The 26,651-nt window shown below is 68.4% G+C and carries 25 protein-coding genes; 16 read left to right on the plus strand and 9 right to left on the minus strand.

The window, feature by feature from the left end; all coding sequences use genetic code 11:
* Positions 1–153 precede the first annotated feature (153 nt).
* The 6 genes from NGM07_RS13760 (at position 154) to NGM07_RS13785 (ending at position 5,402) form a co-directional block, all read left to right on the plus strand.
* Entirely contained in the window at positions 154–705 is a 552-nt protein-coding gene (locus NGM07_RS13760) for a heme NO-binding domain-containing protein (protein ID WP_253512546.1), read from the plus strand.
* Between the two features lie 88 nt (positions 706–793).
* Positions 794–1,330: a heme NO-binding domain-containing protein gene (locus NGM07_RS13765; protein WP_253512549.1), complete on the plus strand. Its 537-nt coding sequence runs from the start codon at positions 794–796 to the stop codon at positions 1,328–1,330.
* A 174-nt stretch (positions 1,331–1,504) separates the two neighbouring features.
* Positions 1,505–3,280, plus strand: coding sequence for a methyl-accepting chemotaxis protein (locus NGM07_RS13770; protein WP_253512552.1), 1,776 nt, complete (start codon positions 1,505–1,507; stop codon positions 3,278–3,280).
* Between the two features lie 37 nt (positions 3,281–3,317).
* Positions 3,318–3,824 (plus strand): chemotaxis protein CheW, encoded by a 507-nt coding sequence (locus NGM07_RS13775; protein ID WP_253512555.1) that lies wholly within the window; start codon positions 3,318–3,320, stop codon positions 3,822–3,824.
* Between the two features lie 31 nt (positions 3,825–3,855).
* Complete coding sequence (locus tag NGM07_RS13780) at positions 3,856–4,881, plus strand: chemotaxis protein CheC (RefSeq protein WP_253512557.1); 1,026 nt, start codon at positions 3,856–3,858, stop codon at positions 4,879–4,881.
* Positions 4,878–5,402 (plus strand): chemotaxis protein CheD, encoded by a 525-nt coding sequence (locus tag NGM07_RS13785; protein WP_253512560.1) that lies wholly within the window; start codon positions 4,878–4,880, stop codon positions 5,400–5,402. Before NGM07_RS13780 ends, NGM07_RS13785 begins: the two co-directional genes overlap by 4 nt.
* A 99-nt stretch (positions 5,403–5,501) precedes the next feature.
* Here NGM07_RS13785 and NGM07_RS13790 read toward each other — a convergent pair whose 3' ends face one another.
* Both NGM07_RS13790 and NGM07_RS13795 read right to left on the minus strand, forming a co-directional pair.
* A complete protein-coding gene (locus NGM07_RS13790; protein WP_253512562.1) occupies positions 5,502–6,278 on the minus strand; it encodes a sulfite exporter TauE/SafE family protein in 777 nt (258 codons plus the stop codon).
* A gap of 6 nt (positions 6,279–6,284) precedes the next feature.
* Positions 6,285–7,559, minus strand: a complete 1,275-nt coding sequence (locus NGM07_RS13795; protein ID WP_253512565.1) for an NRAMP family divalent metal transporter — start codon at positions 7,557–7,559, stop codon at positions 6,285–6,287.
* A 362-nt stretch (positions 7,560–7,921) separates the two neighbouring features.
* On the opposite strand from NGM07_RS13795, the gene NGM07_RS13800 reads away from it, so the two are divergent.
* Entirely contained in the window at positions 7,922–10,117 is a 2,196-nt protein-coding gene (locus NGM07_RS13800) for a PAS domain-containing sensor histidine kinase (RefSeq protein WP_253512567.1), read from the plus strand.
* 33 nt (positions 10,118–10,150) lie between these two features.
* Here NGM07_RS13800 and NGM07_RS13805 read toward each other — a convergent pair whose 3' ends face one another.
* The 4 genes from NGM07_RS13805 to solA form a co-directional block, all read right to left on the minus strand.
* Positions 10,151–11,839, minus strand: coding sequence for a BCCT family transporter (locus tag NGM07_RS13805; RefSeq protein WP_253512570.1), 1,689 nt, complete (start codon positions 11,837–11,839; stop codon positions 10,151–10,153).
* 330 nt (positions 11,840–12,169) lie between these two features.
* Positions 12,170–13,420 (minus strand): threonine ammonia-lyase, encoded by a 1,251-nt coding sequence (gene ilvA, locus NGM07_RS13810; RefSeq protein ID WP_253512572.1) that lies wholly within the window; start codon positions 13,418–13,420, stop codon positions 12,170–12,172.
* Between the two features lie 10 nt (positions 13,421–13,430).
* On the minus strand, positions 13,431–15,923 hold the full coding sequence (locus NGM07_RS13815; RefSeq protein ID WP_253512575.1) for a GcvT family protein: 2,493 nt from the start codon (positions 15,921–15,923) through the stop codon (positions 13,431–13,433).
* Positions 15,924–16,050: 127 nt separating this feature from the next.
* Positions 16,051–17,193, minus strand: coding sequence for an N-methyl-L-tryptophan oxidase (gene solA / locus NGM07_RS13820; protein ID WP_253512577.1), 1,143 nt, complete (start codon positions 17,191–17,193; stop codon positions 16,051–16,053).
* 200 nt (positions 17,194–17,393) lie between these two features.
* Here solA and NGM07_RS13825 point away from each other — a divergent pair, with 200 nt between their 5' ends.
* Together NGM07_RS13825 and NGM07_RS13830 are read left to right on the plus strand one after the other, a co-directional pair.
* Positions 17,394–18,533 (plus strand): aromatic ring-hydroxylating oxygenase subunit alpha, encoded by a 1,140-nt coding sequence (locus NGM07_RS13825; RefSeq protein ID WP_253512580.1) that lies wholly within the window; start codon positions 17,394–17,396, stop codon positions 18,531–18,533.
* A gap of 11 nt (positions 18,534–18,544) precedes the next feature.
* Positions 18,545–18,907 carry a hypothetical protein gene (locus NGM07_RS13830; protein WP_253512582.1) on the plus strand — a complete coding sequence of 121 codons (363 nt, stop codon included), beginning with the start codon at positions 18,545–18,547 and terminating at the stop codon, positions 18,905–18,907.
* Positions 18,908–18,982: 75 nt separating this feature from the next.
* Here NGM07_RS13830 and NGM07_RS13835 read toward each other — a convergent pair whose 3' ends face one another.
* Positions 18,983–19,636: a helix-turn-helix domain-containing protein gene (locus NGM07_RS13835; protein WP_253512585.1), complete on the minus strand. Its 654-nt coding sequence runs from the start codon at positions 19,634–19,636 to the stop codon at positions 18,983–18,985.
* Positions 19,637–19,990: 354 nt separating this feature from the next.
* On the opposite strand from NGM07_RS13835, the gene NGM07_RS13840 reads away from it, so the two are divergent.
* Positions 19,991–20,743, plus strand: coding sequence for a DUF8081 domain-containing protein (locus NGM07_RS13840; RefSeq protein WP_253512588.1), 753 nt, complete (start codon positions 19,991–19,993; stop codon positions 20,741–20,743).
* A gap of 7 nt (positions 20,744–20,750) precedes the next feature.
* Here NGM07_RS13840 and NGM07_RS13845 read toward each other — a convergent pair whose 3' ends face one another.
* Positions 20,751–21,446 (minus strand): SOUL family heme-binding protein, encoded by a 696-nt coding sequence (locus NGM07_RS13845; RefSeq protein WP_368410300.1) that lies wholly within the window; start codon positions 21,444–21,446, stop codon positions 20,751–20,753.
* Positions 21,447–21,687: 241 nt separating this feature from the next.
* Between NGM07_RS13845 and NGM07_RS13850 the strand changes: the two genes are divergently transcribed.
* The 5 genes from NGM07_RS13850 to NGM07_RS13870 all read left to right on the plus strand — a co-directional run bounded on the left by NGM07_RS13850 (position 21,688) and on the right by NGM07_RS13870 (position 25,423).
* Positions 21,688–22,098 carry a 30S ribosomal protein S6e gene (locus NGM07_RS13850; protein ID WP_253512593.1) on the plus strand — a complete coding sequence of 137 codons (411 nt, stop codon included), beginning with the start codon at positions 21,688–21,690 and terminating at the stop codon, positions 22,096–22,098.
* Positions 22,099–22,351: 253 nt separating this feature from the next.
* A complete protein-coding gene (locus NGM07_RS13855) occupies positions 22,352–22,792 on the plus strand; it encodes a DUF7112 family protein (RefSeq protein ID WP_253512596.1) in 441 nt (146 codons plus the stop codon).
* Between the two features lie 574 nt (positions 22,793–23,366).
* On the plus strand, positions 23,367–23,801 hold the full coding sequence (locus tag NGM07_RS13860; RefSeq protein WP_253512598.1) for a DUF5807 family protein: 435 nt from the start codon (positions 23,367–23,369) through the stop codon (positions 23,799–23,801).
* 341 nt (positions 23,802–24,142) lie between these two features.
* The gene (locus tag NGM07_RS13865; RefSeq protein ID WP_253512601.1) at positions 24,143–24,433 is read left to right on the plus strand and encodes a hypothetical protein; all 291 of its coding nucleotides are present in this window, start codon (positions 24,143–24,145) and stop codon (positions 24,431–24,433) included.
* 33 nt (positions 24,434–24,466) lie between these two features.
* A complete protein-coding gene (locus NGM07_RS13870; RefSeq protein ID WP_253512603.1) occupies positions 24,467–25,423 on the plus strand; it encodes a carbohydrate kinase family protein in 957 nt (318 codons plus the stop codon).
* 27 nt (positions 25,424–25,450) lie between these two features.
* Here NGM07_RS13870 and NGM07_RS13875 read toward each other — a convergent pair whose 3' ends face one another.
* Complete coding sequence (locus tag NGM07_RS13875) at positions 25,451–26,263, minus strand: BtpA/SgcQ family protein (protein ID WP_253512606.1); 813 nt, start codon at positions 26,261–26,263, stop codon at positions 25,451–25,453.
* A 173-nt stretch (positions 26,264–26,436) separates the two neighbouring features.
* Here NGM07_RS13875 and NGM07_RS13880 point away from each other — a divergent pair, with 173 nt between their 5' ends.
* Positions 26,437–26,631 (plus strand): hypothetical protein, encoded by a 195-nt coding sequence (locus NGM07_RS13880; RefSeq protein ID WP_253512608.1) that lies wholly within the window; start codon positions 26,437–26,439, stop codon positions 26,629–26,631.
* The last annotated feature ends 20 nt before the right edge of the window (positions 26,632–26,651 follow it).

Here is a 26,651-nt window from a genome sequence, read left to right on the forward strand (position 1 = left end):
ACAATTATATCATCTTGCTGAGTCGCGTTCGATTATGTTCCGTCGAGCGGGGGGTCGACCGACCGTCGAGACGCTGTCGCAGGGAGGACGCCCGGACCGGCCGACGCGGCGCGCGTCGGCCGCGGACCGACTCGACGCCAGGAGGTGTTGCCCGTGCACGGTATCGTGCTGAAGGGACTGAAGGACTTCGTGACGACCGAGTACGACGAGGCGGCGTGGCTGGAGATTCAGCGCACCGCCGGCCTCGAAGGCCAGATCTACGTCCCCGTCACCGAGTACGACGACGCCGACGTGCTCGGCCTCGTCGAGGCGGCGTCTGAGGTTTCCGGCGAGGCGGTGCCGGACCTGCTCGACGCGTTCGGGCGGTTCCTCGTCCCGCCGCTGGTCGAAGTCTACGGCGTCCACGTCGACGCCGACTGGACCGGCCTCGAACTCGTCGCGAACGTCGAGACGTACATCCACGAGGCGCTGCGGGCCAAACAGCTCTCGACCTACACGCCGCCGGCGCTCTCCTCGGAGTGGGTCGACGAGGAGACGGTCCTGGTGACCTACGACTCCGAGCGGGAACTCTGCCCGCTGGCGAAGGGACTGCTGCACGGCGTCGGGAACTACTACGGCGAGCAGTTCGCGGTCAGCGAGGAGTCCTGCATGGGCGAGGGCGACGACGCGTGCGAACTCCTCGTCGAGAGCGCTCCGGGCGCATGACTCGCCGGAGTCTGCGGCGAACGATACCCCGGAAGCGACGCCGGCGCGCGCCGGCGTCGCCCCGGCGGGACCGAAGGGAGGTCGATTCGTGCACGGGATAATCTTCAAATCACTCAAGGACTACGTGGTGGCGAACCGCGACCACGAGACGTGGGACGCCGTCCGACGGGAGGCCGGCCTCCACCAGCGGGTCTACCTCCCCATCGACACCTACGACGACGACGAACTGTTCGAACTGGTCGCGGCCGTCGCCGACCTGACCGGCGCGCCGATTCCGGACCTGCTGGAGGGGTACGGCCGCTTCGCGACGGCCCAACTGCTCGACACCTACGGAAACGTCGTCGACGACGACTGGGACGCCCTCGACCTAGTGGCCAACACCGAGGAACAGATTCACACCGTCCTCCGGATGCGGAGCGCCGACCTGAACCCGCCGGAACTGGACTGTCGCCGGGACGGCGACGACCGGGTGACGGTGACCTACCGCTCGGAGCGGCAACTCTGCTCGGTCGCCCGTGGCATCGTCCACGGCGTGGCCGACCACTACGACGAACCTCTGTCGGTTTCGGAAACCGAGTGCGTCCACGCCGGCGGGGACCACTGCGAAATCGTGGTCGAGCGCTGAGGTCGGAATCCGGCCGGGAGCGCCGCGCGCGGCGCTCCCGGCCGGTTCGTTGCGGCGGGTTCGTCGCGGTCGATTCGTCGCCGGATGCCAATCGTCCGACGATAGTTTTCTTATATAATTTATTGCTCATGTATCGCGAAGATTTATTAAGCCTTCTTGAAATGGTTTCTTCAAATGACTGGGTTCTCGGCAAAGCTCGTCCCGGGATTCGTCCGGCGGAGCTACGCGCTCAAGTTCGGGTTGACGCTGGCGTTCGTCGGCGGCGTCGCCGCCGCGGGCGTGTACGCGACCGGACAATTCGATAGAACTGTCGTCGGAGCAACCTTCGGCGGCGCCATGCTCGCCGGCGTCGTCGGCACGGTCCTCTCCAGACGCACCGCGCGCCGACTCGACGGCCTCGTCGACAGCGCCGACCGAAGAGCCGACGGCGAGGAGCCGTCCTTCGAGAGCGGACGTGTCGACTGCGTCGGCCGGGTGGCCGACGCGATGGCAGACACCCACGAGACGCTCCTCGACGAGCACCGCGCGCGCCGCGAAGCCGAGGACCTCAACGCCCGCATCGAACGCCGGGCCGACGAGTACGGCGCCGTCATGCGCGAGTGCGCGGACGGCGACCTGAGCCGACGGTTGGACCCCGACGCCGAGAGCGAGGCGATGGCCCGCGTGGCCAGGGAGTTCAACGAGATGATCTCGGCGCTCGAAGCCGCCGCCGGCGACCTCACGCGGTTCGCCAACGAGGTCGCGACCTACAGCAAGGAGGTGACGCTGAGCACCCAGGAGGTCAGTTCGGGGAGCGGTCGGGTCGTCGACTCGCTCCGTGACATCTCGACCGACGCCGAGGTCCAGACCGACGACCTCCAGGCGGCCGCGATGGGGATGAACCAACTCGCCACGACCGTCGAGGAGGTCGCGGTTTCCACCGACGAGGTGGCCAACATCTCCGAGCGGACCGCCCGGACGGGCGAAGTGGGCCGGGAGGCCGCCACCGCCGCGGTCGAGGGAATGACCGACATCGAGAACGAGTCCGAGGAGACGGTCGAGGCCATCGAGAACCTCGAATCCGAAGTCGAGCAGGTCGACGAACTCATCGACTTCATCTCCGAGATTGCCGAACAGACCAACATGCTCGCGCTCAACGCCCACATCGAGGCGTCGCGGGCGGGCGAGCAGGGCGCGGGCTTCGCGGCGGTCGCCAACGAGATCAAGGAACTCGCCGAGCGCACCAAGGAGGCGGCGGGCGACATCGAGACGCGACTCAACCTCATCCAGCACCAGACCGACCGCACGGTCGGCGAGGTCCGCGAAACCAGCGACCGCATCTCCCAGCAGACCGACTCGGTCGAGAACGCGGCGGAGGCGCTGGCCGACATCGCCGAGTACGCCCAGGAGACGAACGTCGGCGTCCAGGAGATAACCGACGCGACCCAACAGCAGGCCGAGGCGACCAACGAGGCGCTCGCGATGGTCGAGGAGGCCGCGGACGTCAGCGAGGATATCACCGCGGAGGCCGAGACGGTCGCGACCGCCGCCGAGTCCCAGACGATGGCGCTCTCGCAGGTATCCGAGAGCGCGAGCGACCTCGCCGACCAGGCGACCCGACTCAGCGACGAACTGAACGCGTGGGGCGACGACCGCGCGACGTTCGGCGACGCGATGGCCGGCGATGCCCCGGACGAAGGGGACGTGGACGAAGTAGACGGTACGGACGCGGGCGAGGCGGACGGTCCGGACGAAGCAGACGGTGCGGACGAAACGGGCGGTGTGGACCCGAATACGGACGCCGACGAGCAGGCGACGGACGCGAATGTCGACGCAGGGAGCCACGAAACCGAGACCGAAACCCAGACCGAAGACGCCGAGGACCCGGACGCCGCTCGCGAGGAAACGCCCGACCCACTCGAACCCGACGGCGGCGAACCCGCCGACCTGTTCAGCGACGAGGGGGCCTGACGATGCGACGGAGTCCGACTCTCGGAGGCGATGACGGATGAGCGGCGAACTGTCGAGCGGCGCGGCCCCCGAACCGGTCGGCGACCGACGCGACTGGGTGGAGTTCGTCCGGTTCGCGCTCGGCGAGGAGCGCTACGGCCTCGAACTCGGTCGGGTCAAGCGGATACTCCCCGACCCGACGGTGACGCCGGTGCCCCAGTCCGGTCCGGCCATCGCGGGCGTGACCAGCCTCGGCAGCGAGATTCCGGTCGTCGTCGACGGCCGACCGCTCCTCGGGTTGCCCGCGCGCTCGCCGGACGACGAGTCGGTACTGCTCGTCCTCGACCGGCGGACCGGCCAGCCGACGGGACTCCTCGTCGACGAGGTGGCGGGAATCGACCCCTACCACGTCGACGACGTCCGGCCTCCCGCGGACGCCGAATCGTGGGAGCCGTCGGTCGACCGCCGCTGGTTCCGGGCCGTGGTCGACGACCCGACAGGCGGCGACGCGCTCGGCGTGTTCGACGCCGACGCGCTGGTCGCCAACGCGAGGGATGCGTCGTGACGGGACGAGCGTCGGTTCGGGAGGTGTCCCGATGAACCCCGGCGGCGACGCCGAGAACCACGACGACCCCCGACGCTCCGAGGGGCGAAAACGTCCCGCGGAGCGCGAGAACGACGGCGGCGAGGGGACCGCCCGTGAAAGCGCCGAACGCGACGGCCAGGAGCGCGCCGACGGACGCCAGGCCCCGGACGCGAAACGTCGCCTCGAGAGTGCCGAACGACGGCGAACGGGCGCGGCGGACGGCGAATCCCGGCCGCCTGCGACCGCCGAACCTCGCGAGTCGAAGCCGACCGACGGGAACCGTCGGTCGGCGAGCGACGACGCCGAGAGCCGGTCGGTCGCGCCCCGGAAGTCCGAACCGTCGGGAGCGGGCCGCGGAGACGGGGCGACCGAGTCCGGTACCGCGGCCGGAACCGACGAGACGCCGACCGAGTCGGCCGACGAGGACCGACTCGCGATACCGCTGGAGACGCTGGCGGTCCTCAACTGGCTGGGCGACACCGGCGTCGACGGGGCCGAGCGCCGCCTCAGCAAGGCGCCGGTCGACGACCTGACGGTGCAGACCGAGCAGGTCAAGGTCGGCTACGCCACCGCCGAAACCGGCCTCTCGCAGTTCAGCCCCGAGGAGCACGCGGGCGCCCGGATTCCCCTGAGCGAACCGCTCGTCGGCAACATCCTGGTGGTGTTTCCCATCGGGAGCGCGAACAAGGCGGCGGCTTTGATGCTCAAGAAGGCGGTCGACGACCTCTCGTCGGTGTCGGTCGAGATGGGCCTGGACGCGCTGGCCGAACTCTGTAACATGATGGCCAACGGCTTCGTCGACGAGTGGGCGACGCTGTTCGAGACGCCCATCGACACCGGTTCGCCCATCAGGGTCCGGAACGCCGAGCGAAAGCTGGTCGACAACGTTCTGAACCACTACGAACTCGGTCTGTACATCACCTCGCGGTTCACCATCCCGGAGTACGACGTCGACGGGACCATCTACGTCTTCCCGGGCAAACCTGAGTTCGTCGAGAAGATATCGCGGGTCGGCCTCGACGTGATAGAGCAATGAAGACCTACGCGAGCGCCCCTGACGACCCCGAGCGCGAGCGACTGTTCGTCGGCGTTTCGGAGTACGAGGTGGTCGCCGACGGCACCACGCTCGTCGCCTACGGACTCGGCGCGTGCGTCGGCCTGGCCGTCCACGACCCGGAGAACGGCGTCGGCGGCCTCGCTCGCGCGATGCTCCCCCGGCGCTCGGACGGCGACGGAACGAGCGACGCCAAGTACGTCGACACGGCGGTCGAGACGCTGGTCCGGGAGGCCATCTCGGCGGGCGCGAGCTTCGGCGCGCTGGAGGGGTACGTCGTCGGCGGCGGCGACCTGCTGGACCTGAAGGGCCTGCCGCGCGAGGTGAGCGAGCGGAACGTCGAGACGGCCCGCGAGGCGTTCGCCGACCTCGACGTGTCGCTCTCGGGCGTCGCGGTCGGCGGCGACCGCGGCCGGACGGTGGAGTTCGACACCGCCGCCGGAGAGGTTCGAGTTATCACGGCCCACGACCCCGAGCCGACGCTGCTCGGCCGCGACGAGTAAGCTATCTCGGCTTCGGTGAGTTCTCCTCCCCCGAGAGAATCGAATCGCCGAGAGTGACCGCGAGAACGAGTTCCGAACGTGCGATTCCGGCGGGCGGAGTCAACGCAGCACGAGATACGGTCCCAGCAGCAACATGAGTCCTGCCAGCACGCGGGTCAGCAGTTCGGCGTCGACCGACTGGGCGACCCGCCAGCCGATGACGACACCGACGAGTTCGGGGATACCGATCACGGCCACGAGCGGCCACGCGACGGCGTCGCGAACGACGTAGCCGAACGTCGCGAACGTGGCGATGAAGATGGACTGGACCTGCGCGGTGCCGACGGCCAGCAACATCGGTACGCCGGCCACGACCAGAATCGGGACCGCTAACACGGGACCGCCGACCCCTAGCAGGCCGCCGGAGACGCCGACGAATCCGCCGATGACCCCGTACTTCAGGGATTCCGGGACCCGCGGGCGGTCGCGTTCGTCGTCACCGCCGCCGTACCGAGACCGGTAGAAGACGAGGACGCCGGTGAGCGAGATGAACACCCCGAGTAGCAGTCCGAACGTCGCCTCGTCGACGAGCGCATTGAGTCTGACCCCGACCAGCGCGCCGACGAGGCCGGTGACGCTCAGGATCGCCGCCGCCCGAGCCCCGCCGGCGGTTCCGAGTTCGCCCGAACGGTAGTAGCTCGCGGTCCCGAGAACGCCGGTGACGATGAACGTCGCGCTGGCGGTTCCCACGACGACGGCGGGCGGGAGGTCGGTCAGCGCGTACAGCGCGATGGTGACGAAGATTCCGCCTGGTCCGACGGCGGTGATACCGACGCCGCCGAGCAGCGAGATAACGACCAGGAGAACGAGCGTCCCCGCGGGAATTCCGGCGACCATACCGAATCAGAACCCACCCGAGAGGATCGCGTCGATGACGAACTGGCCGGCGCTCCACGCCGAGTACACCGCCAGCAGGACGAGGGCACTGTTGACCGCGTTCAGCCACCAGCCGTTCGTGTGGGTGCCCATCACGTCCGAGTCGTTGACTGCCCAGAACAAGAGCACGGCGGTAATCGGGAGGCCCACTACGCCGTTGTACGCGGGAAAGAGGATGATCATGTCGATGACGCTGAGCCCGAGGAACTCGTGGACGAGCGGCGAGAGGCTTCCCAGACCGACTCCGACGACGTAGATGACGTTGAACAGCCGACCGTCGTCCGCGTACTGCGTTCCCATCGCTTCCGGGATGATGTACGCGGGCGCCCACATGATCGGAACGATGCTGTTGAACGCGGCGGCGAGCGTCCCGGTGAGGAACACGACCATCGCCCACTCGCCCAGCACCGACGCGAGCGCCCGTCCGGGCGTGAGGAACGTCTCGAGTTGTTCGTACCCCGCCGGACGGAGAATCGCCGCCGCGACGACGACGATGGCGACGGTCGTGATGCCGCCGACGGCGTAGCCGATCGAGAGGTCGCGACGCATCGTCGGTACGGCAGCACTGGTGGACCAGCCCTTCTCGTCGACGAGTTGGGACTCGAGGAAGAAGTTGGGCCAGAGCGCGGTGGTCCCGAGGATGCTCACCGCGAGGGTCATCGACCCGGCGGAGTCGATTCCGGGGACGAAACCGGTGGCGACCGCGGCGAGGTTCGGGTCGCTCGCGCCCGCGACGAGTAAGTAGAGGACCAGCAGACCGAACATCATCGCCACCATAATCTTCTCGACGGCTCTGTATCCGAGGATGCCGATTACGATGGCCGCGAGCCCCGTCAGGTAGGCGAAGGGCTGCCAGCCGATACCCTGCAGGTCGAGCAGGACGACGATGCCCTTGCCGACGGCGGCGGTGAGTTCGAGCGTCCACGCGACGCAACCGACGGACAGCAGTATCATCACGACCGTCGCGAGGGTCGAACCGAGCTTTTCCCGGGCGAACGCCGCCAGCGAGTCACCGAAGATGCCGAGTCGCGCGCTCATGTCCTGCGCCATGAAACCCAACAGCACCGCACCCACGACGGCCCAGAGTAGGCCGTAGCCGTAGCGCACGCCGGCCGAACTCGCGATGAATATCGATCCCGACCCGAAGTAACTCGCGACCATCACGAACGCGAGGCCGTACTTCTGGAAGAACTCGGCCGCCGACGGTCCCGGTAACAGTTCGCTGATAGTGTTGCTACTCATGATTGTAGAGCTGTCATTTACGTAGACCGTTCCGCTTCACTCCCACCACGCCCCGCCTCCAAGTTCGGTTCAGGCTTATTATAATAGACGTGCCCGCTCAAAGAGTGTTGTGGGCGGATATCAGTTCAGTATCCGGTGACGAGTCGCGGGCAAGGTACCGACTCGACAGCCGAGATTCACTTTCGACGTCTCGATGTGTCCGGACTACCCTCAAATCGGAAGCGTTTCGACAGAATCGACGGCTCCCTTTTCGCCCGACTCAGACCGCCAGCCACGCCAGCAGCCGGAGCGCGGCAATCCCGACCGTGATCGTCCGTGCCGGCCATATGAAGATTTATTCCCCGTAGCGCGCTACTGCGGGTATGAAAGAACGGGTGGAGGACTCCGGAACGGCGTTCTGGTGTGACGCCGACGACACCGAGGCCCTCCGTCGCTTTCGGACGCTCGTGAACGCCATCGACGACGGCGTCTTCCAACTCGACGCCGACGGTCGACTCGCCGCGGTCAACGACGGCGTCGTCGAACTCACGGGGTACGCCCGCGAAGAACTCCTCGGCGAACACGTCTCGCTGGTCCTCGACGACGGTTTGGCCGCCGAGCGACTTCTCGAGAGTGCGACCGACGTCGGCGACCGATTCGAGTTCGCCGTCCGGACCGCCGATGGAGACCGAATCCGCTGCGAAGTCCGAGTGACTCCGTTCGAAGCCGACGGTGCGGGACGGGGTGCGGTCGGCGTGATTCGCGACGTTCCCGAGCGGTGGGAAGCGGCGTCGGAGCGAGCGGAAGCGACCGCCGAGACCGACCAGCAGATGCGGCTCTACGAGACGCTCGTCTCGAGCACGCCCGACCTCGTCTACGCCTTCGACCTCGACTACCGCTTCACGTTCGCGAACGACGCGACGCTGGAGATGTGGGACCAGACCCTCGAGGAGTCGCTGGGGAAGACCCTGCGGGAGATCGGCTACGAACCGTGGCACGCGGAGATGCACGAACGCGAGATCGACCGGGTCGTCGAGACGAAAGCGCCCGTCCGGGGCGAGGTCGAGTTCCCGCACGCCGAACTCGGCCGGCGCGTCTACGACTACATCTTCGCGCCGGTGCTCGACGACGACGGAGAAGTCGAGGCCATCGCCGGAACGACGCGCGACATCACCGAACGCAAGCAGGCCGAGGAGGCGCTCCAGCGGAGCGAGGAACGCCTCCGCGCGCTGGTCGCCGCGAGTTCGGACGTGGTGTACCGGATGAGCCCCGACTGGAGCGAGATGCACGAACTCGAAGGCAAGGAGTTCCTCGCCGACATCGACGAGTCGACCAGCGACTGGCTCGACAAGTACATCCATCCGGACGACCAGCCGCGGGTCACGGAGGTCATCGAGGAGGCGATTCGGACCAAGAGCGTCTTCGAACTGGAACACCGGGTGGAGCAGGAGGACGGGAGCACGGGCTGGACGTTCTCGCGGGCGGTACCGATGCTGGACGAGGACGGCGACATCGACGAGTGGACCGGGATGGCGAGCGACATCACCGAACGGAAGCGCCACGAGCAGGCCCTGGAGGAGTCGGAGCGCCGGTACCGGACGCTCGCCGAGAACTTCCCGAACGGTGCGGTCGGGGTGTACGACCGCGACCTCCGGTACACCCTGACCGAGGGGAGCGTTCTGGGCGACACCCTGCCGAGCGCCGACCGCCTGGAGGGCAGCAGGATGCCGGAGATATTCCCGTCGGAGACGGTCGAGGATCTCGAACCGGTGCTCCGGGCGGCGGTCGAGGAGGGCGAAACCGGCAAGGCGACGACCGAGTTCGGCGGTCGCAACTGGGACGTGTGGGCGGCACCGCTTCGCGACGCCGATGACGACGTCTTCGCCGCGCTGAGCCTCGCCCAGGACGTCACCGAGCAGGTCGACCGCGAGCGGGAACTCGAAGAGCGGACCGAGCGCCTCGACAGATTTGCGAGCATGCTCGCCCACGAACTGCGCAACCCCGTCACCATCGGCCAGATATACAGCGAGCAACTGCCGACGGACGCCGCCCCCGACGCGGTCGAGTACGTCAACGAGGCGTTCGACCGCATCGAGGACATGATCGACGTGATGCTGGTGGTGGCGCGGGGCCGCGAAGCCGTGGGCGACCGCTCTCGCGTCCACCTCCCGACGGTGGCGCGGGAGGCGTGGGGAGAAGTGGAGACGCCGGAGGCGACCCTGGACGTCGCGCTCGATACCGCGATACGGGCCGACGAGACGTACGTCCGCCACCTGTTCCGCAACCTCTTCGAGAACGCCGTCGAGCACGGCGGGTCGGACGTCACCGTCACCCTCGGCGGCCTCCCGACCGGGTTCTACGTCGCCGACGACGGGGCGGGCATCCCGGCCGAGAACCGCGACGCGGTGTTCGAAGCGGGATACACGACGACCGCCGGGCGGGAGGGAATCGGCCTAGGGTTGGCCTTCGTTCGCGAACTCGCCGACGGGTACGACTGGACGTGCGCGGTGACCGAGAGCGGGGCGGGCGGCGCGCGCTTCGAGTTCACGGGCACCGACCAGGACCCAGAGCAGACCTGAGCGGGTGAACAGCGACGGCCCGCCTCGCGTCGGTCAGTCGTCCTCGGACGGTTCGGTCGGTCCCGCCGCGTCGCTCGCTGCTGCGTCTCCCGTCGGCCCGGACCGACTGCCGATGAGCATGTCGTCGCCGCGGACGTCGCCGCCTTCTTGCACGAGGACGCGCCCGTGTGCGTCGCTGAACTCCTTCGCCATCCCGTAGACCGCGACGAGGCCGACGACCGCGACCGGACCCCCGGTGATGATGGCGGCCTGCTGGAGCGCGTTCGTCCCGCCGATGACGACGAGAATCGAGGCGATCAGCCCCTGCAGGACGCCCCAGGTGAGCCGGTTGAGTTTCGAGGGGTCCTCCTCGCCGCCGGTCGTCAGCATCGCGAGCCCGAGCGTCGAGGAGTCCGCGGACGTGACGAAGAACGTGATGACCAGCAGGAAGAACAGCGCCGACAGCACTTCGCCGAATGGCAGTGCGCCGAACAGCGGGTACCCCGAGACGGCGATGCCGAACTCGTTTATCGCGCCGAGGATGTCGGCTCCGCCGGAGTTCTGGAGGCGCATCGACGTACCGCCGACGATCATGAACCAGGGCACCGTCGCCAGCGTCGTGGCGATGACGCCGACGAACGTCACCTCGCGGATGGTCCGGCCCTTCGAAATCTTCGCGAGGAAGATGCCGGAGAACGGCGCCCACGAGAACCACCAGGCCCAGTAGAACACGGTCCAGGCGCCGACGAAACTCGCGTCGCCGGACCCCACGCCGGTGAACAGACTCATCCCGACGAACCCCTGGAGGTAGTCGCCGACGGCCTGGGTCCCGAGGTTCAGAACGAACGACGGGAATCCTACCAGGAAGACGACGACGCCCAACACGAGGAAGACAAGGACGTTCACCTGCGAGAGGCGCTTGATGCCTCGGTCGACGCCCGACACGACCGAGAGCGTGAACAGGACCGTCACGCCGGTGATCGTCAGGATAGTTCCGAGGTCGCCGAAGGCGACGCCGAACTGGTACTCCATCCCGGCGAGTAACTGCTGGCCGATGAAGCCGAGCGACGTGGCGATACCGCCCATCGTCCCGAAGACCGCGACGACGTCGACGAGCGTGGCCCACTTGCTGTCCTCGAGGTCGTCGACCCCGATGAACGGCGCCAGCACCGTCGAGAACCTGAACGGCGCGCCCTTGTTGTACGCGAAGTACGCGATGGGTACCCCGACGATGAGGTAGGCGCTCCAGGCCGAGATACCCCAGTGGAAGAACGTGTACTGGAGCGACCCGACCATCTTCGCCTTCGCGCTCGCGCCCGACCCCGTCAGCGGAGTGCCGTTGCCGAAGTGGTAGATCGCCTCCGCGGGGCCCCAGAACACGATTCCGGCGGCGATTCCCGCCGAGAAGAACATCGCGAAGTACGTCAGGAAACTGTGGTCCGGTTCGGTGTCCTCACCGCCGAGTCGTATCTTGCCCCACGGGCCGAAGATGAGGAACGTGGTGAACGCGACGAATATCAGCATCGCCCACAGGTAGAACCACGAGAAGTTCGTCCACAGCCAGTTGTTCAGGTCCGTGATTATCTTTCCGAGTTGATTCACCTGACTTCCGTCGACCGTTACGGTCGGACTCAGCGCGTACGCGACGATGAATGCCACGGCGACGACGACGCCGGAGCCGAAGATCACCGGGTCGATCTCTTCGAGGAACTCGTCGAGCAAACTGTTCGGTTCACTGCTCATGGTTAATCGGGTACGGTAGTGGTGGTCTGCTGTCGCATCCGCGACCGCGCTCGGGTCGCCTCCGGCGGTCGAAGCGTCGCGCCGGTCGGCGGCGACCCCGGCGGTGGTCGCGGTGGTCGAGACGCTCGCGTCGGCCGCGCGCCGCGACGGACGTGCCGGGTCGGTTCGACGGAGAACCCGACGCGAAGCCGTTCGGCGCCCAGATGAGTGGCATCCTGACCCACGGTACCAGTTCTCAAGGCCACGGATAAACGTTCGTGTGGAGCACCTGCCTCTTTAAAACGGCCGGGAGAGACGGGACGTCCGTCCGGAAATCGGTCGATTCGAGGCTCACCCGGCGTCGCTCCGGTTGACGTGTTCGACCGGGTAGCCGGCCGCGGCGATCGAGTCCACGATGTTCGCGGCGTGTTCGGCGCCGCTCGTCTCGACCTGGAACGTCAGGTACGCCTCGCCGACGTCGAGGTCCTCGACCGCGCGGTCGTGGCGGACGGTGCGGATGTTCGCCCCGTGTTCGGCGACGATGCCCGACAACTCCTCCATCTTCCCGTACCGGTCGTCGATGCGGACCCGGAGGCTCAGAATCTGCTTCCGGGCGGTGAGCGCGTGGACGAGGACGGTCTGGAGCATCGTCATGTCGAGGTTTCCGCCGCAGAGCAGCGGCATGACCGTCTCACCTTCGACGTCCAGGTCGCCGAGGACGGCGGCCACCGACGCCGCGCCGGCGCCCTCGACGACCTGTTTCGCCCGCTCCAGCAGCACGAGGATGCTCCGAGCTATCTCCTGGTCGGTGACCGTGACGACCTCGTCGACGTGTCGGTCGATGAGCGCGAGCGTCCGCTCGGAGATTCCGCCCGTGGCGATGCCGTCGGCGATGGTGTCGACGGAGTCGAGCGTCTGGGGTGCGCCCTTCTCGAGGCTGTCGGGCACCGTCGCGGCGCCGGCGGCCTGGACCCCGACGATTCGCGTCTCGGGCGATAGCTCCGCGAACGCCGTCGCGACACCGCTTATCAACCCGCCCCCGCCGATGGGAACGACGACCGTGTCGACTTCGGGGTCGTCCTCGTACATCTCGACGCCGAGTGTTCCCTGGCCGGCGACGATGGCCGGGTCGTCGTACGCGTGGACGAACTCCGCCCCGGAGTCGCCCGAGACGTCCCGGGCGTGGGCCATCGCCTCGCGGAAGTTCTGCCCGACGAGTTCGACCGACGCGCCGTAGCCGCGCGTCGCGTCGACCTTCGTCTGGGGTGCGGTCTTCGGCATGACGATGGTCGATTCGACGCCGAGGCTCGTCGCGGCGAGCGCGACGCCCTGGGCGTGGTTGCCGGCGCTGGCGGCGACGACGCGCTCGCAGTCGGTCTCCTCGACGCACTGGGCGATCTTGTTGTACGCCCCGCGCGTCTTGAACGACCCCGTCCACTGGAGGTGTTCCAACTTGAGCGACACCCGCTCGGCTCCCGTCATCGCCTCCAGGGAGGTGCTGCGTTCGACGGGCGTCGGCTTGACGACCGTTCGGTCGTCAAGTCGCTCGCGCGCTCGCTCGACGTCGGCGAACTCGACGGTGTGTACAGGTTCGGTGGTCATGGGAGCGCGGCTACCGGAGTATCTTCTCGCGGTCCGGGTCGTACAGCGGTTCCTCCTCGACGGTCGCCGGGTAGCGCTCGTTCTCGTACCGTATCTCGACCGACCGCCCCGGTTCGGCGTACTCGGGCGGGAGGTACCCGTACGCGATGCCGGCGTCGACGGTGTAGCCGTAGTCGGCGCGCGCGACGTACCCCAGCACGTCGTCGCCGTCGACGACCGGGTGGCCCGAGTCGACGACCGCCCCGGGTTCGTCGAGCGTCATGCAGGACAGCTTCCGGTCGAGACCCTCCTCGCGGGTGCGTTCGAGCGCCGCCTTGCCGACGAACTCGGTGTCCATATCGACCGCGAACCCGATGCCGGCCTCGTAGGGGTCGTACTCCGGCGTGATGTCGGTCCCCCACAGTCGGAAGCCCTTCTCCATGCTCATCGAGTTGAGCGCGGCGTCCCCCATCGCGACCGCGCCGTGGTCCTGGCCCGCCTCCCAGACGAGGTCCCACAGTTTCGCACCGTACTCCATCGGGGCGTACAGTTCCCAGCCGAGTTCCCCGACGTACGAAACCCGCAGCATCGTCACCGGCACGCTCCCGACGTACGTCTCCCGGCACGAGAAGAACGGGAAGGCGTCGTGGGAGATGTCGGCCTCGACGAGTCCGGCGAGCGTCTTCCGAGCCTCCGGACCCCACACGCCGAGGCCGCAGGTGCCCGACGTCCGGTCGGTCACGGTCACCGAGTCGGGGGCGCGCTCGCGAACCCACCGGCCCTGCTCGGTGCCGGAACTCCCGCCGCCGGTCAGCAGCAGGAACCTGTCGTCGGCGAGTCGGGAGACGGTCAGGTCGGCGAGGATGCCGCCCGCCTCGTTCAGCATCGTCGCGTACCGGACGCGGCCGGGCGCGACGTCGACGTCGTTCGAGAGCAACCGCTGGAGGAAGTCGGCGGCGTCGTCGCCGGTCACCTCGATGCAGGTGAACGACGAGAGGTCGTACAGTCCGACCCGGTCGCGGACGGCACGATGTTCGGCGCCGTGGGCCTTCGACCAGTTCCGGCCCGGCCAGCCGTCCCGGTCCGGCACGCCGTACTCCGCCGCGAGCGGTTCGTTGGCCTCGTACCACTGGGCGGCCTCCCAGCCGTCGGCGTCGTAGAACTCCGCGCCGAGTTCCTCCTGTCGCGGGTAGTAGGGACTCCGCCGGAGGCCGCGCTCGCTTCGGGGCTGTTCGCGCGGGTGAATCAGCTGGTACACCTCCTGGTACTGCTGGGCGCCCCGGTCGCGGGCGTACCGCCGCGACCCCGAGTGGGGCTGGAACCGGTCGACGTGCGCGCCGGTCACGCACACGCGCTCGCCGTCGAGTCGCGGGACGCCGTTCTCCATCCACTCGGCGAGGATGTTGCCCGCGCCGCCGGACTGGGTGACCCAGACCGCCAGGCCCCACCACAGGCCGTCGACGTCCTCGCTCTCGCCGAAGATGGGCATCCCGTCGGGGGTGAACGAGAACATCCCGTTGATGCGGTACTCGAACTCGGAGTCGGCGAGCGCGGGGACGAGTTCGGTCGCGGCGTCGTACGCCGAGCGGTCGATGTCGGGGTGGGTCGGCTCGAAGAAGTGTTCTTCGGTGAACTCGCGGATGGACGGCTGGTCGGGCGCGTCCTCGGGCGAGAGGATGTCCTCGGGGTCGACCAGTAGCGGTTCGTGGTCGTAGGAGCCGATACCGTAGCGCTCGCCGTGCTGACGGAAGTACAGCGAGTAGTCCTGGTGGCGCAGGATGGGCTGGTCCAGTTCGCGCGCCGCGCCCCGGAGTTCGTCGAGTTCGTCGGAGACGAGGTACTGGTGGGCGCACGGGACGAGCGGCACGTCGACGCCGACCATGTCGCCGAACAGCGGCCCCCAGATGTTCGCCGCCACCAGCACCTCGTCGGCCTCGATGCTCCCCCGGTCGGTGACGACGGTGCGTATCCCCTCGTCGTCGGTTTCGAGGTCCGTGACCGTCGTCTCGCCGAAGAACCGGACGCCCCGGTCGCGGGCCGCTTCGGCCATCGTGGCCGAGACGTCGACGGCGTCGGCCTTCCCGTCCGTGGGCACGTAGTAGCCGCCGTGGATGGCGTCCTCGTTTATCTGGGGAATCTCGGCTTTCACCTCGGCGGGCGAGAGCAGGCGGCCACCCTCTATGCCGTAGGCCATCCCCCGCTCGCGCTTGCGCTTCAGGAAGTCCCACCGGTCTTCGGTGTAGGCCACTTCGACGCCGCCGGCCTGGCGGAAGCCGTCGAGGTCCGAGTAGAGCCGTCGGGTGTACTCGGCCATCCGGGTCATCAGCTTTCCCCCGGCGGTCTGGAACACCAGGCCCGGCGCGTGGGAGGTCGACCCGCCGGTTTCGAACAGCGGTCCCTGGTCGACGACGACGACGTCCTCGCGCCCGAGTTCGCTCAGGTGGTACGCGGTGCTGCACCCGACGCACCCCGCACCGACGATGACCGTCCCGGCCGCGTCCGGAAGTTTGCCACTTGTTCCCATGTAGCTAAGTCTGGTGGTCGCGGCGCGTCATAAGTTCTCGTGTGAGTCAACGCCGGCTTTATGGGGGCGTTCGGGGCGGCGCGAGACGTCCGGCCCTGCAGGTTCGCCAGGCCGCGAATCACCCTCGTCACTCGAAGCGGTCGAGTCCGAACATCTCGACGGGGTGGTCGGTGTCGCCGTCGACCGCGAGGTCGGCGAGGACCTCGCCGATGGCGCTGGCGAACTTGAAGCCGTGACCCGAGAAGCCCGCGCCGACCGCCACCTGCGGGTGGTCGGGAAGCGTATCCAGGATGAAGTGTTCGTCCGGGGAGTTCGTGAACATGCAAGTCGCCAGTCGCATCGTCGGGCCCGCGCCCTCGGGGAAGTAGTTCTCGGCGCACTCGCGCAGCACGCGCTCGTCCGCCGGTTCGACGTCGCGGTTCCATTCGTCGGGGTCGACCCGCTCGTCGCGGTGGTGGTACTTGCCGAGTTTGAACCCCGGCACGTCGTACCGCGGAAGTCCGTAGAACCGACCCTCCGGGACTTCGAGGTTCCACACCGGGAAGTTCTCGGGGTCGAACTGCGTCGGCGACTTCGGGTGAAACCACGCGAGGACCTGCCGTTCCGGGACCGCCAGTCCGTCGAGCGCGTCGACGAACTTCGCGGCCCACGCGCCCGCCGCGACGACCATGTTCTCCGCCTCGTACTCGCTGCGGTCGGTTTCGACCCGGACGCCGCCGTCGGCCGTCTCCGACCAGTCGGTCACGCGCTCGCGCGCTCGGACCACCGCGCCCGCGCGCTGTGCGGCCTCGGTGTGGGCGACGATGCACTGTTCGGGGACGACGAAGCCGCCGTCCTCCTGATACAGCGCCATGTGGTCGTCGGGCAACCGATAGCCGGGGAACCGCTCGCTGACCTCCGCGCTCGTCAGCACCTCGTGGGGGATGCCGTGTTCCTCGCAGGAGCGCCGCGACCCCTCGAACACGTCGTTTCCTGGCGGCGCGGCGTCGATGGACCCGGTGACGTGGAGGAGGTCCCGGCCGGTCCTGTCCGCTAAGTCGGTCCAGAGTTCGTACGCGCGTTCGATGAGCGGGATGTACGACGGATGTTCGTAGTACGCTCGTCGGATGATGCGCGTGATTCCGTGCGAGGACCCCATCGTGTGGGGGATGTCGTAACGTTCGAGGCCGAGCACGTCGAGGCCCCGGTTCGCGAGGTGGTACGTCGCCGCGCTTCCCATGCCGCCGACACCGATGACGATAGCGTCGTACCGCTCGCCGCGTTGGCTCATGTCAGCCGCGACGACGCGGCCGCTTTTATTGATGGTTTGGGTGCGCTGGGATGGGCTTTATCCGTGTGACGAGCGGCGTCGGGCCGCTTTGGTCGTGGCGATGGTCACGAACGGAGAGTCGGCCGCGACCGGTCGGTCCTACTTATAGCAGTCTCTATCTGCGACCAACGCTTATCCGTGATAGTGGGTACTGTTCTCACATGACGCGTTGGGACGACGGTAAGACCCAGACCGCACCTGTCAGTCCGGACATCACCGACGAGAACAACGCATTGCCCGCGAAGTACTTCACCGAACCGGACGTGTGGGAGATGGAGAAGGAGAAGGTGTTCTCGCGGTACTGGATATACGCGGGACACGCGAACTGCATCGACGAACCGGGCGACTACTTCACCCGGACGGTGGGCGACTCGCAGGTCATCGTCGTGCGCGACCAGGACGACGACGTTCGGGCGTTCTACAACGTGTGCGCACACCGCGGGTCGAAGATGGTCGAAGACACGCCGATGACCGACCCGGGGAACATGGGGCGCATCCAGTGTCCGTACCACCTCTGGACGTACGACCTCGAGGGGAACCTGCGGACGACGCCGAAGAGCTTCGAGGAGGCGAGTCTGAACCCGGACCTCGAGGACGACGATGTCCAGGAGTTCGACGGCGAGGACAACGGTCTCATGGAGGTCCACACCGACACCGTCGGTCCGTTCGTGTTCGTCAACCTCGACGACGACCCGATGTCGCTCGACGAGCAGACCGGCAAGATGAAAGACGAACTCGAAGAACTCCCGCTCGGCGACTACGAGCACGCCCGCCGCATCGTCTCCGAGGTCGAGTGCAACTGGAAGGTCTTCGGCGGCAACTACTCGGAGTGCGACCACTGCGAGGCCAACCACCAGGACTGGATAGAGGGGATCGCGCTCGACGAGTCCGAACTGGAAGTGAACGACTACCACTGGGTCCTCCACTACACCCACGCCCAGGACGTCGACGACGAGTTGCGCATCCACGACGAACACGAGGCGAAGTTCTACTACCTGTGGCCGAACTTCACGGTCAACATGTACGGGACCGCCGACGGGTACGGGACCTACATCATCGACCCCATCGACGAGAAGCGGTTCAACCTCGTCGCCGACTACTTCTTCGCCGACTCGGACCTGAGCGAGGAGGAAGAACAGTTCATCGAAACCAGCCGGCAACTCCAGGAGGAGGACTTCGAACTGGTCGAACGCCAGTACGAGGGGCTCAGCATGGGCGCGCTCGGGCAGGCTCAGCTCGGTCCGAACGAGCACACGGTCCACAAACTCCACCGGCTGGCCCAGGAAGCGTACGACGCGTAGGCGAATCCACCATGAGCCACCAGCACCCCAACGTCGTGACGGTTTCGTGCCCGGACTGCGGCGTCTCGAAGGACGTCGACCCGCCGAACCAGGCGATCGCGTTCTACCGCCGCCACAACAAGCTCACCGGCCACGACGTCGAGATCGACCGCGCCGACGTCGGCGTCGAAACGGAGGTTCCCCACGACGGCGACGTCGGGGTCGTCGTCGCGGAACTCGAGACTCGATTCGACGACGGCGTGCCGCTCGGCGTCGTCGCCGCCGTCACCAGCGAGCACGGCGTTACCGTCGGCGAGACGCTGGCGGCGGTCCGCGAACGGCGACTGCGCGGCGAACTGTACGAACCGCGAGACGACCATCTGCGCGCGACGTGACGGCGGGTCGGCTTCGGCCGCCCGTTCGTCCGACGCCGGTTCGCTCGGCCTTCTCGTTCGCTCGACACCCGGTCGTCACTCGTCCGTGAGCGTCGTCCTGATGAGTTCGAAGACGCCGCGGCGGAGCCGTCCGCCGACGGCGCTCGGCGAAACGTCGAGCGACTCCGCCAGCCCTTCGAGGGACGTCTGGCGGGGCTCCTCGAAGTACCCCTGCTCGTAAGCGGCCAGCAGCGTCTCGCGCTGTGGCTCGGTGAGCTTCGCCGTCTCGTTGACCGTCCACTCGTCGCGTCGGTAGAGGTTGGCGACGTCGAAGGAGATCTCCTCGTCCCGACAGTACGAGACGAGGGAGGCGAGGCCGTCCCGGTCGGGAATGTGGAGCGTGACCGTCCACCCCCTGTCGCTGCTCTCGGCCTCGGCCATCAGCCCGCCGACCTCCGTCGTCTTCGGCGAGATGAGCTTCGTCTCGGGCGTGTGGGCCATCCGATAGATGCGCGAACCGCCGGAGTCGGTCACGTTCGTCCAGTCGGTGACCGTGTGGTCGGCTTCGAGCGCCGCTTCGAACGCGTCGAACGAGTCGGCCTCGCTCTCGACGAGGAAGAAAAACAGCCCCGTCTCGGGGTCCGTCGCGGAGTGGGGGATGACCTGTATCGAGACGCTGTCGACCGCCTTGACGGTCGGCGTCAGCGCGAGGTCGGGGTGTCGGATCTCCGCGACGACTATCAGACTCATCTGTCGGCCCGTCGTCGGCTATCGGTCGAGCGACGCTGGCGCCGAGCATCCGTCCGCGACCCCCCGTTTCGTCGACGGTGGGGTTTCGAAGGTGCGCGGCGAATCGAACTGCCGTCGGGACGGGCCGAACGGACTCCACTGTCCATGTTAGTGCGTAGGGATAACGAGTGTCATAATCGTTCGGTGCGAGAGCCCGCCGGGAACCGCCGGCCTCGACGGGGTCCGAACCGTGGCGCCTCTCGACGCCCGCCGACGCGGTTCGCCCGCGAGTCGTTCGGCGACGCCTCCCCGGACCACCGCGTCACGACCGCGAAGGGACCGATTGAAATACTCGGCGGGGCCACCGTCTCGGCGATGAGAGACTTCACCGACCCCTTCCGCGTCGCCGTCAAGGAGACGGCGACCGAGGCCAACGAGGCGGCCCGTCGCTTCGCCGAGGCAGAGGGCGCGGTCGTGGAGTTCGCCTCGCGGGCGGCCGCCGTCGAGCGCGCGAAGCGACTCTCCGCGGAGGGCGAGACCCCCGTCGCCGTCCAGCAGGCCGCGCCCCAGGACCGGAGCGGCGTCGACGCCTACCTCGTTTCCCGACCCCAGCGCCGCAAGCACGACCCCGACGGCTCGGTGGCGACCGGGCTGACCTTCGACACCACCGCCAACCAGTACGGCGCGCTCGGCGAGGCGCTCATCTGCTCGCCGACGGTCAATCCGCCCGTGCTCACCTACTTCGCCCGCGAGGACCCCGACGTGCCCGACACGCCGGCTGGCGCCGACCTCCGGGTCGAACTCGACACCAGTCCGGACCCCGTGGTCGTCGGCACCGACGGCAAGCGCTGGGAACCGGACTGCCGTGCGGCGGTCCGACTCGGTCCCGACCGGCCGCTACTCACGGAGTACTGGTGCGAGGTCAAGACCGGCGACGGCTCGTTCGAGCGAAGCCAGCGCGCCGCGATGCGCGCGAAGGCACGGGAGGCGACCGTCCTCAAGATTCGGGTCGACGTGACCGACCTCCCCCAGAGCTACACGGCCTGGGTCCGGACGCTCGGCGCCGGCGGGGACGACGAGGTGGCCGTCACCGCGGGCAGCCCGAACAGCAAGTTGACCGACTTCTGACCGCCTCTCACCTCGCCTTCCGCTCCGCTTCCCACTCCGCCGCTATCTCCACCGCCACCTCGTTCCGGCGCATGAACGGCGGCGTCCACGGGTCGTCGTACTGGAACACCACCGGCCGGGTCCGGGGTTCTAACCCCCGGCGTTCGAGCGCGTCAAGCAGGGCCTCGCGGTACTTCTCGACCCGGTCGTCCGTGGCGTACCACGAGAACCGCTCGACCGCGAGCGTCCGGGGCGGTTCGACCGCCAGCCGAACTGCGGTGTCGGTCGGAATCGGCGCGTCGTCGGGGTCGTACTCGGCGGGGAGGTAGAACGCCATCGTCACCCCGTCCGTCGCTCCGGCGGTCCGGACCGGCGTCGTCATCGAAATCTCCTCGCCGGCCGGCGGCGCATCTCGCCGCGTGCGAACCGGCGCGGTCGTCGGCACCTTCTGGCCCTCGGTCGCCACCGGCGCGGTCATCGACACCTCCTCGCCGCTCTCGTTCTCGCCGGAGATGTACCGGAAGAGCCGCCGGAACGCCTCGTCCTCGTCTGCGGCGGTCGTCTCGGCCAGCACCGTCCGGGGGTAGCGCCGGAGTTCCACGCCGTCGAACTCCGCTATCGTCTCGTAGGGAATCCCCTCGGTCGTCCGGTCGACGTACGCGCCCCAGCCGACCCACGCCGCGAGCAGTCCGCCCGCACCGGCGAGCAGCGCGAGGCGACGCAGTCGCCTCGAAGACGCGAACGGAGAATCCGTGAGTAGTGCCTTGGTTCGAGTTCGCACAGGCGGTCCACGCCGAGGAGGACCAAAAGCCCACTCGCCACGACGAGGGTGCGCGCTCTAGTGTCGGATTGGGTCGCGAGTCGCGAGTCGGCGGGTCGACCGGGACGGCCGTGACCTCGACGACCGCGACGTCTGGGAACTTCACTTCGACGTATTTTTAGGCGGCATCCCCGTTTCTCACCGTATGGCAGACTTCCAGGTCGTCGTCGCGGACCCCGACTCCGGGGCGACCCACCAGCGCGACGTAGACGGACAGGACGCGAACCGATTCCTCGGCCGGTCCATCGGCGAGGAGGTCGACGGCGGCGCCGTCGGCCTCGACGGCTACACGGTCGAGATTACCGGCGGCTCCGACAAGGCGGGCCGCCCGATGCGCGGCGACGTCGCCGGCCCGAACCTCAAGGAGGTCCTCCTGGAGGGCGGCGTCGGCTACGAGCCGTCCCGCGACGGCGAGCGCAAGCGCATCACGGTCCGCGGCGGCGAGGTCAGCGAGGAAGTCGCCCAACTCAACGTCAAGATCGCCGAGCGCGGCGACACCTCCGTCGAGGAACTCCTCGGCGAGGGCGGCGACGAGGAAGACGAAGCGGACGAGTAATTTCGCACCCACCTTTTGCTGCGCTCAGCAACTCGGCCGCCGATGGCGGCCGAGTTGCTTCGCTGGCAAAATCTGGACCAAAAGCCAGCGTCACCGCCTCTGAAGCGGCCAAAGGCCGCTTCTTCGAGGGTTCCTCGGCCCGCTCGCTTCGCTCGCGGGACAGCAACAAAGTAGCCGACCGCCGGTCGAGACGGGTTGCTTCAACCGCAGGTGTTTTCTCCCTCAGTGCGCTAGTCCGGCCCAAGTTGCTTCCATGGCCGACCGAATCTCCAGCGACAACGCCTCCCTGACCACCGTCCGGGCGACCCTCGTCCGGAGCGGCGCGCTCGACCGCCCGAAGGTCGAACTCCCCGCCGAACACGCCGAATCGTTCCCGACCGACGACGTGGTTCGCGTCGTCGCCGACGACACCGAGTACCGCGCGACCGTCGAAGCGCCGCTGACCGGAGACGGCCGCGAGATTCGCGGCCTCTACGACACGCCGCGACTCGCCCGCAACCCCGGCGAGGGCGAGAACCGCCTCGCCGAGTGGCTGGAGGGGACGAACCTCGACTTCGGCCAGTCGGTCCTCGTGGACGTGGTCGAAGCCGGCTTCAAGTACGGCCTCCGGGAACCCGGCCAGCGCGCCGTCTACGAGGCCACCGAGGCGCCCGACTCCAGTCTGGCGGACATCGCGAAAGACATCGACGGGTAGTCAGAAGCTCTCCAGGCCGCGTCAGTTGTCGGCGGTCGATTGCGCCCGACTGTCGAGTAATTCCCGCGTTGTGGACTGTCGACCGAACCGACGCGCTCTCCCTTCGAGTAGTATCGACGCTGCTCGCACGACACAACTGAGTAACTGCAAGCCACACGCCTCCCCAGCCGACTCCCTCGTTCGCTACCGCTCACTCGGTCGTCCCTCGCGCAGGTTGGTCGCGGCACGAGGCCGCGACCCCACGCGCCGTGCCGGTTGTGGAGTGCGCGATATCGTCCTTTGGACACGGCGCGCGCTGGCGCGACCTCGCGTCGCGCCTTCATGCGCGAGGGATGAGCGAACGAGCGCAGCGAGTGAGCGAATCGGCTGGGGAGGCGTGTGGTCTGCGGTCGCGGTGGCTGTGCGGTACTCATTTGGATCGTGTGAGTTGCGGTCTGCGTCACGGCCGCAGTCACGGTCACTCACCTGACTCGTACGGCAGGAGTCCGTTTACGCGTGCTCAGATTCGAACTCGACATTACCTCCGAGCGACAGAGAACGCACGCCTTTTCCCGCTCTCGTCCCTACGCGGCGTATGGACAAGCGCGAGCAGTTCCTCGCCGGAAAGCGCCCCGAAGACGTGGCGCTGTTCCTCGCCGACTCGTTCGTCGAGGGCGACGGCGACGGACTGGCCAAGCACGGCGAATCGGTCGGAATCGGCACCCTCCTCGTCGTCGAGGGCGAAAAGGGTCGGCGGGTCTTCCAGGCCGCGACCGACACGGACGCGATGGGCTTCGCCCAGCAGGCGATGGGCACCGAGGGCGACATCGATAACCACCTCGCGGGAGGCACCTGCCCCGACTGCGACGGCGACCCGCAGTTCGTCTTCGCGTTCGCCGAGGAGCAGAACGAGGAGGTCGGCGGCATCTACGCCGAGGGCGACGTCATCCACGCCTACGCCTACTGCGACTGCGGCACCGCGTACTCGGACAAGTGGGTCGCGAACGAGGAATCCGTTCCCGACGCGTAGGGGCCGAACGAATTTTCCGAGAACGACGGAATCTAGCACTTCGAACCACCCCGTCGGTACGAACTGCGACTACCGCGGTAGCGATGACTTCGAAAGCCCCCGGCCGCTACACTCCTGCGACTCGCTGCGGTCCTCGGCACTCACTTCGTTCGTGCCTGCGGTCCTTGCTTCGCCGGGGTTCGTGTAGCGGCCGGCCCCTTTCAGTCCCACCCGGGAGGTTTGCGTTGCCTCCGTAACGGTGGCTTGCCGAGCAACCGAAACGGCGGTCTGCGTCGCTTCGTTCGCTCCTCTCACCGGTCGTCGGCCGGAGTCGTTATCATCCTCTGCGTCGCAAAGCAGGCATGCTCTCCGACCCCGAATTCGAACGCGTCCCGGTCGCCGAGTGGGATTCGCTGGTCGACCACCTCCGGCGGTTCGCCGCCGACGGTGAGTTCAACGAGGCCGACGACCGCGCCGTCGTCACCGTCGGGGACGCGCGGTTCTCGGTCACCCGCGAAGGCCACGTGGAAACCGAAATGGTCCTCCACGAGTTCGAGGACGAACACGTCGGCGCGCTCTACTTCGACCACGAGGGCGGCCGCGTCCGGGTCGACGGCGGCGGCACCACCTACGAGTTCCGCCGGCCGTCGTAAGCGGTTTCCCCCCGCGGTGCCTCGGTCGGGCCGATGAGCGACTCGGACTCCGACTCGCCCCCGCGAACTCTCGACGTGGCGACCGTCGGGAGCGCCGTCGTCGACCGCCTCTACTCGCTGACGAACCTCCCGGAACCCGACGGCGGCGCGTTCGCCCGCGCGGAGTCCACCGCGGTCGGCGGGGTCGCCGCGAACGTGGCGGCCGCGCTCGCCGAACTCGGGCGCGAGACGGGCGTCGTCGCCCGACTCGGCGGCGGCGAGGACGGCGAGCGGGTGCTGGCCGACCTCCGCGAGCGCGGCATCGACGCCGCGCGGGTCCGCCGGGGCGACGAGCGGACCTCCTACGCGATGGTGTTCCGGGACCCCGAGGGCGAGCGCATGATCGTCGCGGGCGGCGAGAGCGTGCTGAACCTCCGCATCGACGCCGACGACCTGGCGTACCTCCGGGAGGCCGACGCCGTCTTCACGAGCGCGTATGCGCCCGACCCCGCGGGTCGGGCGCTCGCCGACGCCGCGAGCGAGAACGCCGACCTCCCGCCGCTGGTCTTCGACCTCGCAGGACCGCTCGAAGAACTCGAAGACCGGGGAGCGCGCCCCGAAACCGTCGACGACCTCGTCGCGGCCAGCGACCTCGTGGTGTCGAGTGAAGTCCCGATTCGGTCGTACCTCGGCGTCGGCCCGCGCGAGGCCCTGCGGGAACTCCGCGCCCGGGGCGTCGACCGCGCCGCGGTTACGCTCGGGGCCGACGGTGCGCTCCTCCTCGCCGACGGCGAAATCCTCGACGTCCCGGCGTTCGAGGTCGACGCCGTCGACACCACCGGCGCGGGCGACGCCTTCACGGCAGGTCTGCTCGACGCGTGGCTCCTCGGCGGGAAATCCCCGGAGGAAGCGGGTCGGTTCGCCGCGGCCACGGCCGCGCTGAACTGCACCGGCGAGGGCGCCCGCGGCGGCCTGCCGTCGCGGGCGGCGGTACGGAACTTGCTGGACTGACCGCCGCGTCCTGCGGCGGTTGCTCGACTAACTTCGGTCGCGCGCCGCCACCAGTTCGGCGACCTTCTCCTCCGAAACCGGATTCGTCGTCTCGCCGCCCTCCTTGAGCGCGGTGCCGACGATGGCGCCGTCGGCCACGTCGAGCAGGTCGCCGACCGTCTCGGTCGTCGTACCGCTGCCGACGAACACCGGCGCGTCGAGTCCCGCCTCGTCGCGGGCCGCGGCCACGGTTCGAAGGGCGTCCGAATCGACCGCGTGGCCGGTGCCGGCGCCGCTGACGACGACGCCGCTGGCGAGGCCGCGGGCGACGGGTTCGGCGACCGCTTCGGCGTCGAGCGGTCGCTCGGCCAGCGGGGCGGAGTGTTTCACGTCCAGGTCGGCGAGAATTTCCACGTCGCCGCCGAGTCGCTCGCGAAGGCGGACGGTTTCGTGGGCCTTCCCTTCGACGACGCCCTGGTCGGTCACGCGTGCGCCCGCGTGGACGTTCACGCGCACGAAGTCGGCGTCGGCGGCGGCCGCCACCGAGAGGGCGGCCTCGGCGTCGTTCCGGAGGACGTTGATTCCCACGGGGAGGGCTATCTCCTCGCAGATCTCGGTCGCCGCGCGGGTCATCGACGCGACGACGTGCTTCGGTACGTCGTCCGGGTAGAACGGCGCGTCGCCGAAGTTCTCGACCATCACGGCGTCGGCCCCGCCCGCTTCGAGGCGGTGCGCGTCGCGGCGCGCCGTCTCGACGACCGCGCTGAAGTCGTCGCCGTATTTCGGCGCGCCGGGGAGCGGCGCGAGGTGGACCATGCCGACGATAGGCTTTGCGGCGTCGATGGCGTCGAACTGCGTCATGACTCGGACGTAGGTTGGTCGGCGGAAAAGGGTCGCGTTCTCGGCGGGCGAGCGCCCCTCCGGCGGGCGCGCATCGCCGGTGACGCGTGCCCGCCTCGTCGGTTTCCGCACCGTCTGGGTCGTCCCGCCGGCACATCGCCACCGCTATGTAGCTTCGCCGGCCTCGGCCCCGCATGGACTACAAGGACTTCGTGGTCGTCGCCGTCGCCGCCCTCTTCGGGATGGCTGGGGCGACCGTCGGCGGCTTCCCCGGCGTCGCGGTCGGCATCGTCGTCGGCGCGGGGATGGCCGCGACGTGGGCCGCCGCCACCGACCGCGCGAACTACCTCGAACGCCGGGTCGGGGAACTCGAATCCGAGGAGCGCTAGGCCGGCGCTCGCGTTCCGCT

It is taken from the genome of Halorussus vallis, assembly GCF_024138165.1.
In the GTDB taxonomy this organism is placed as follows: domain Archaea; phylum Halobacteriota; class Halobacteria; order Halobacteriales; family Haladaptataceae; genus Halorussus; species Halorussus vallis.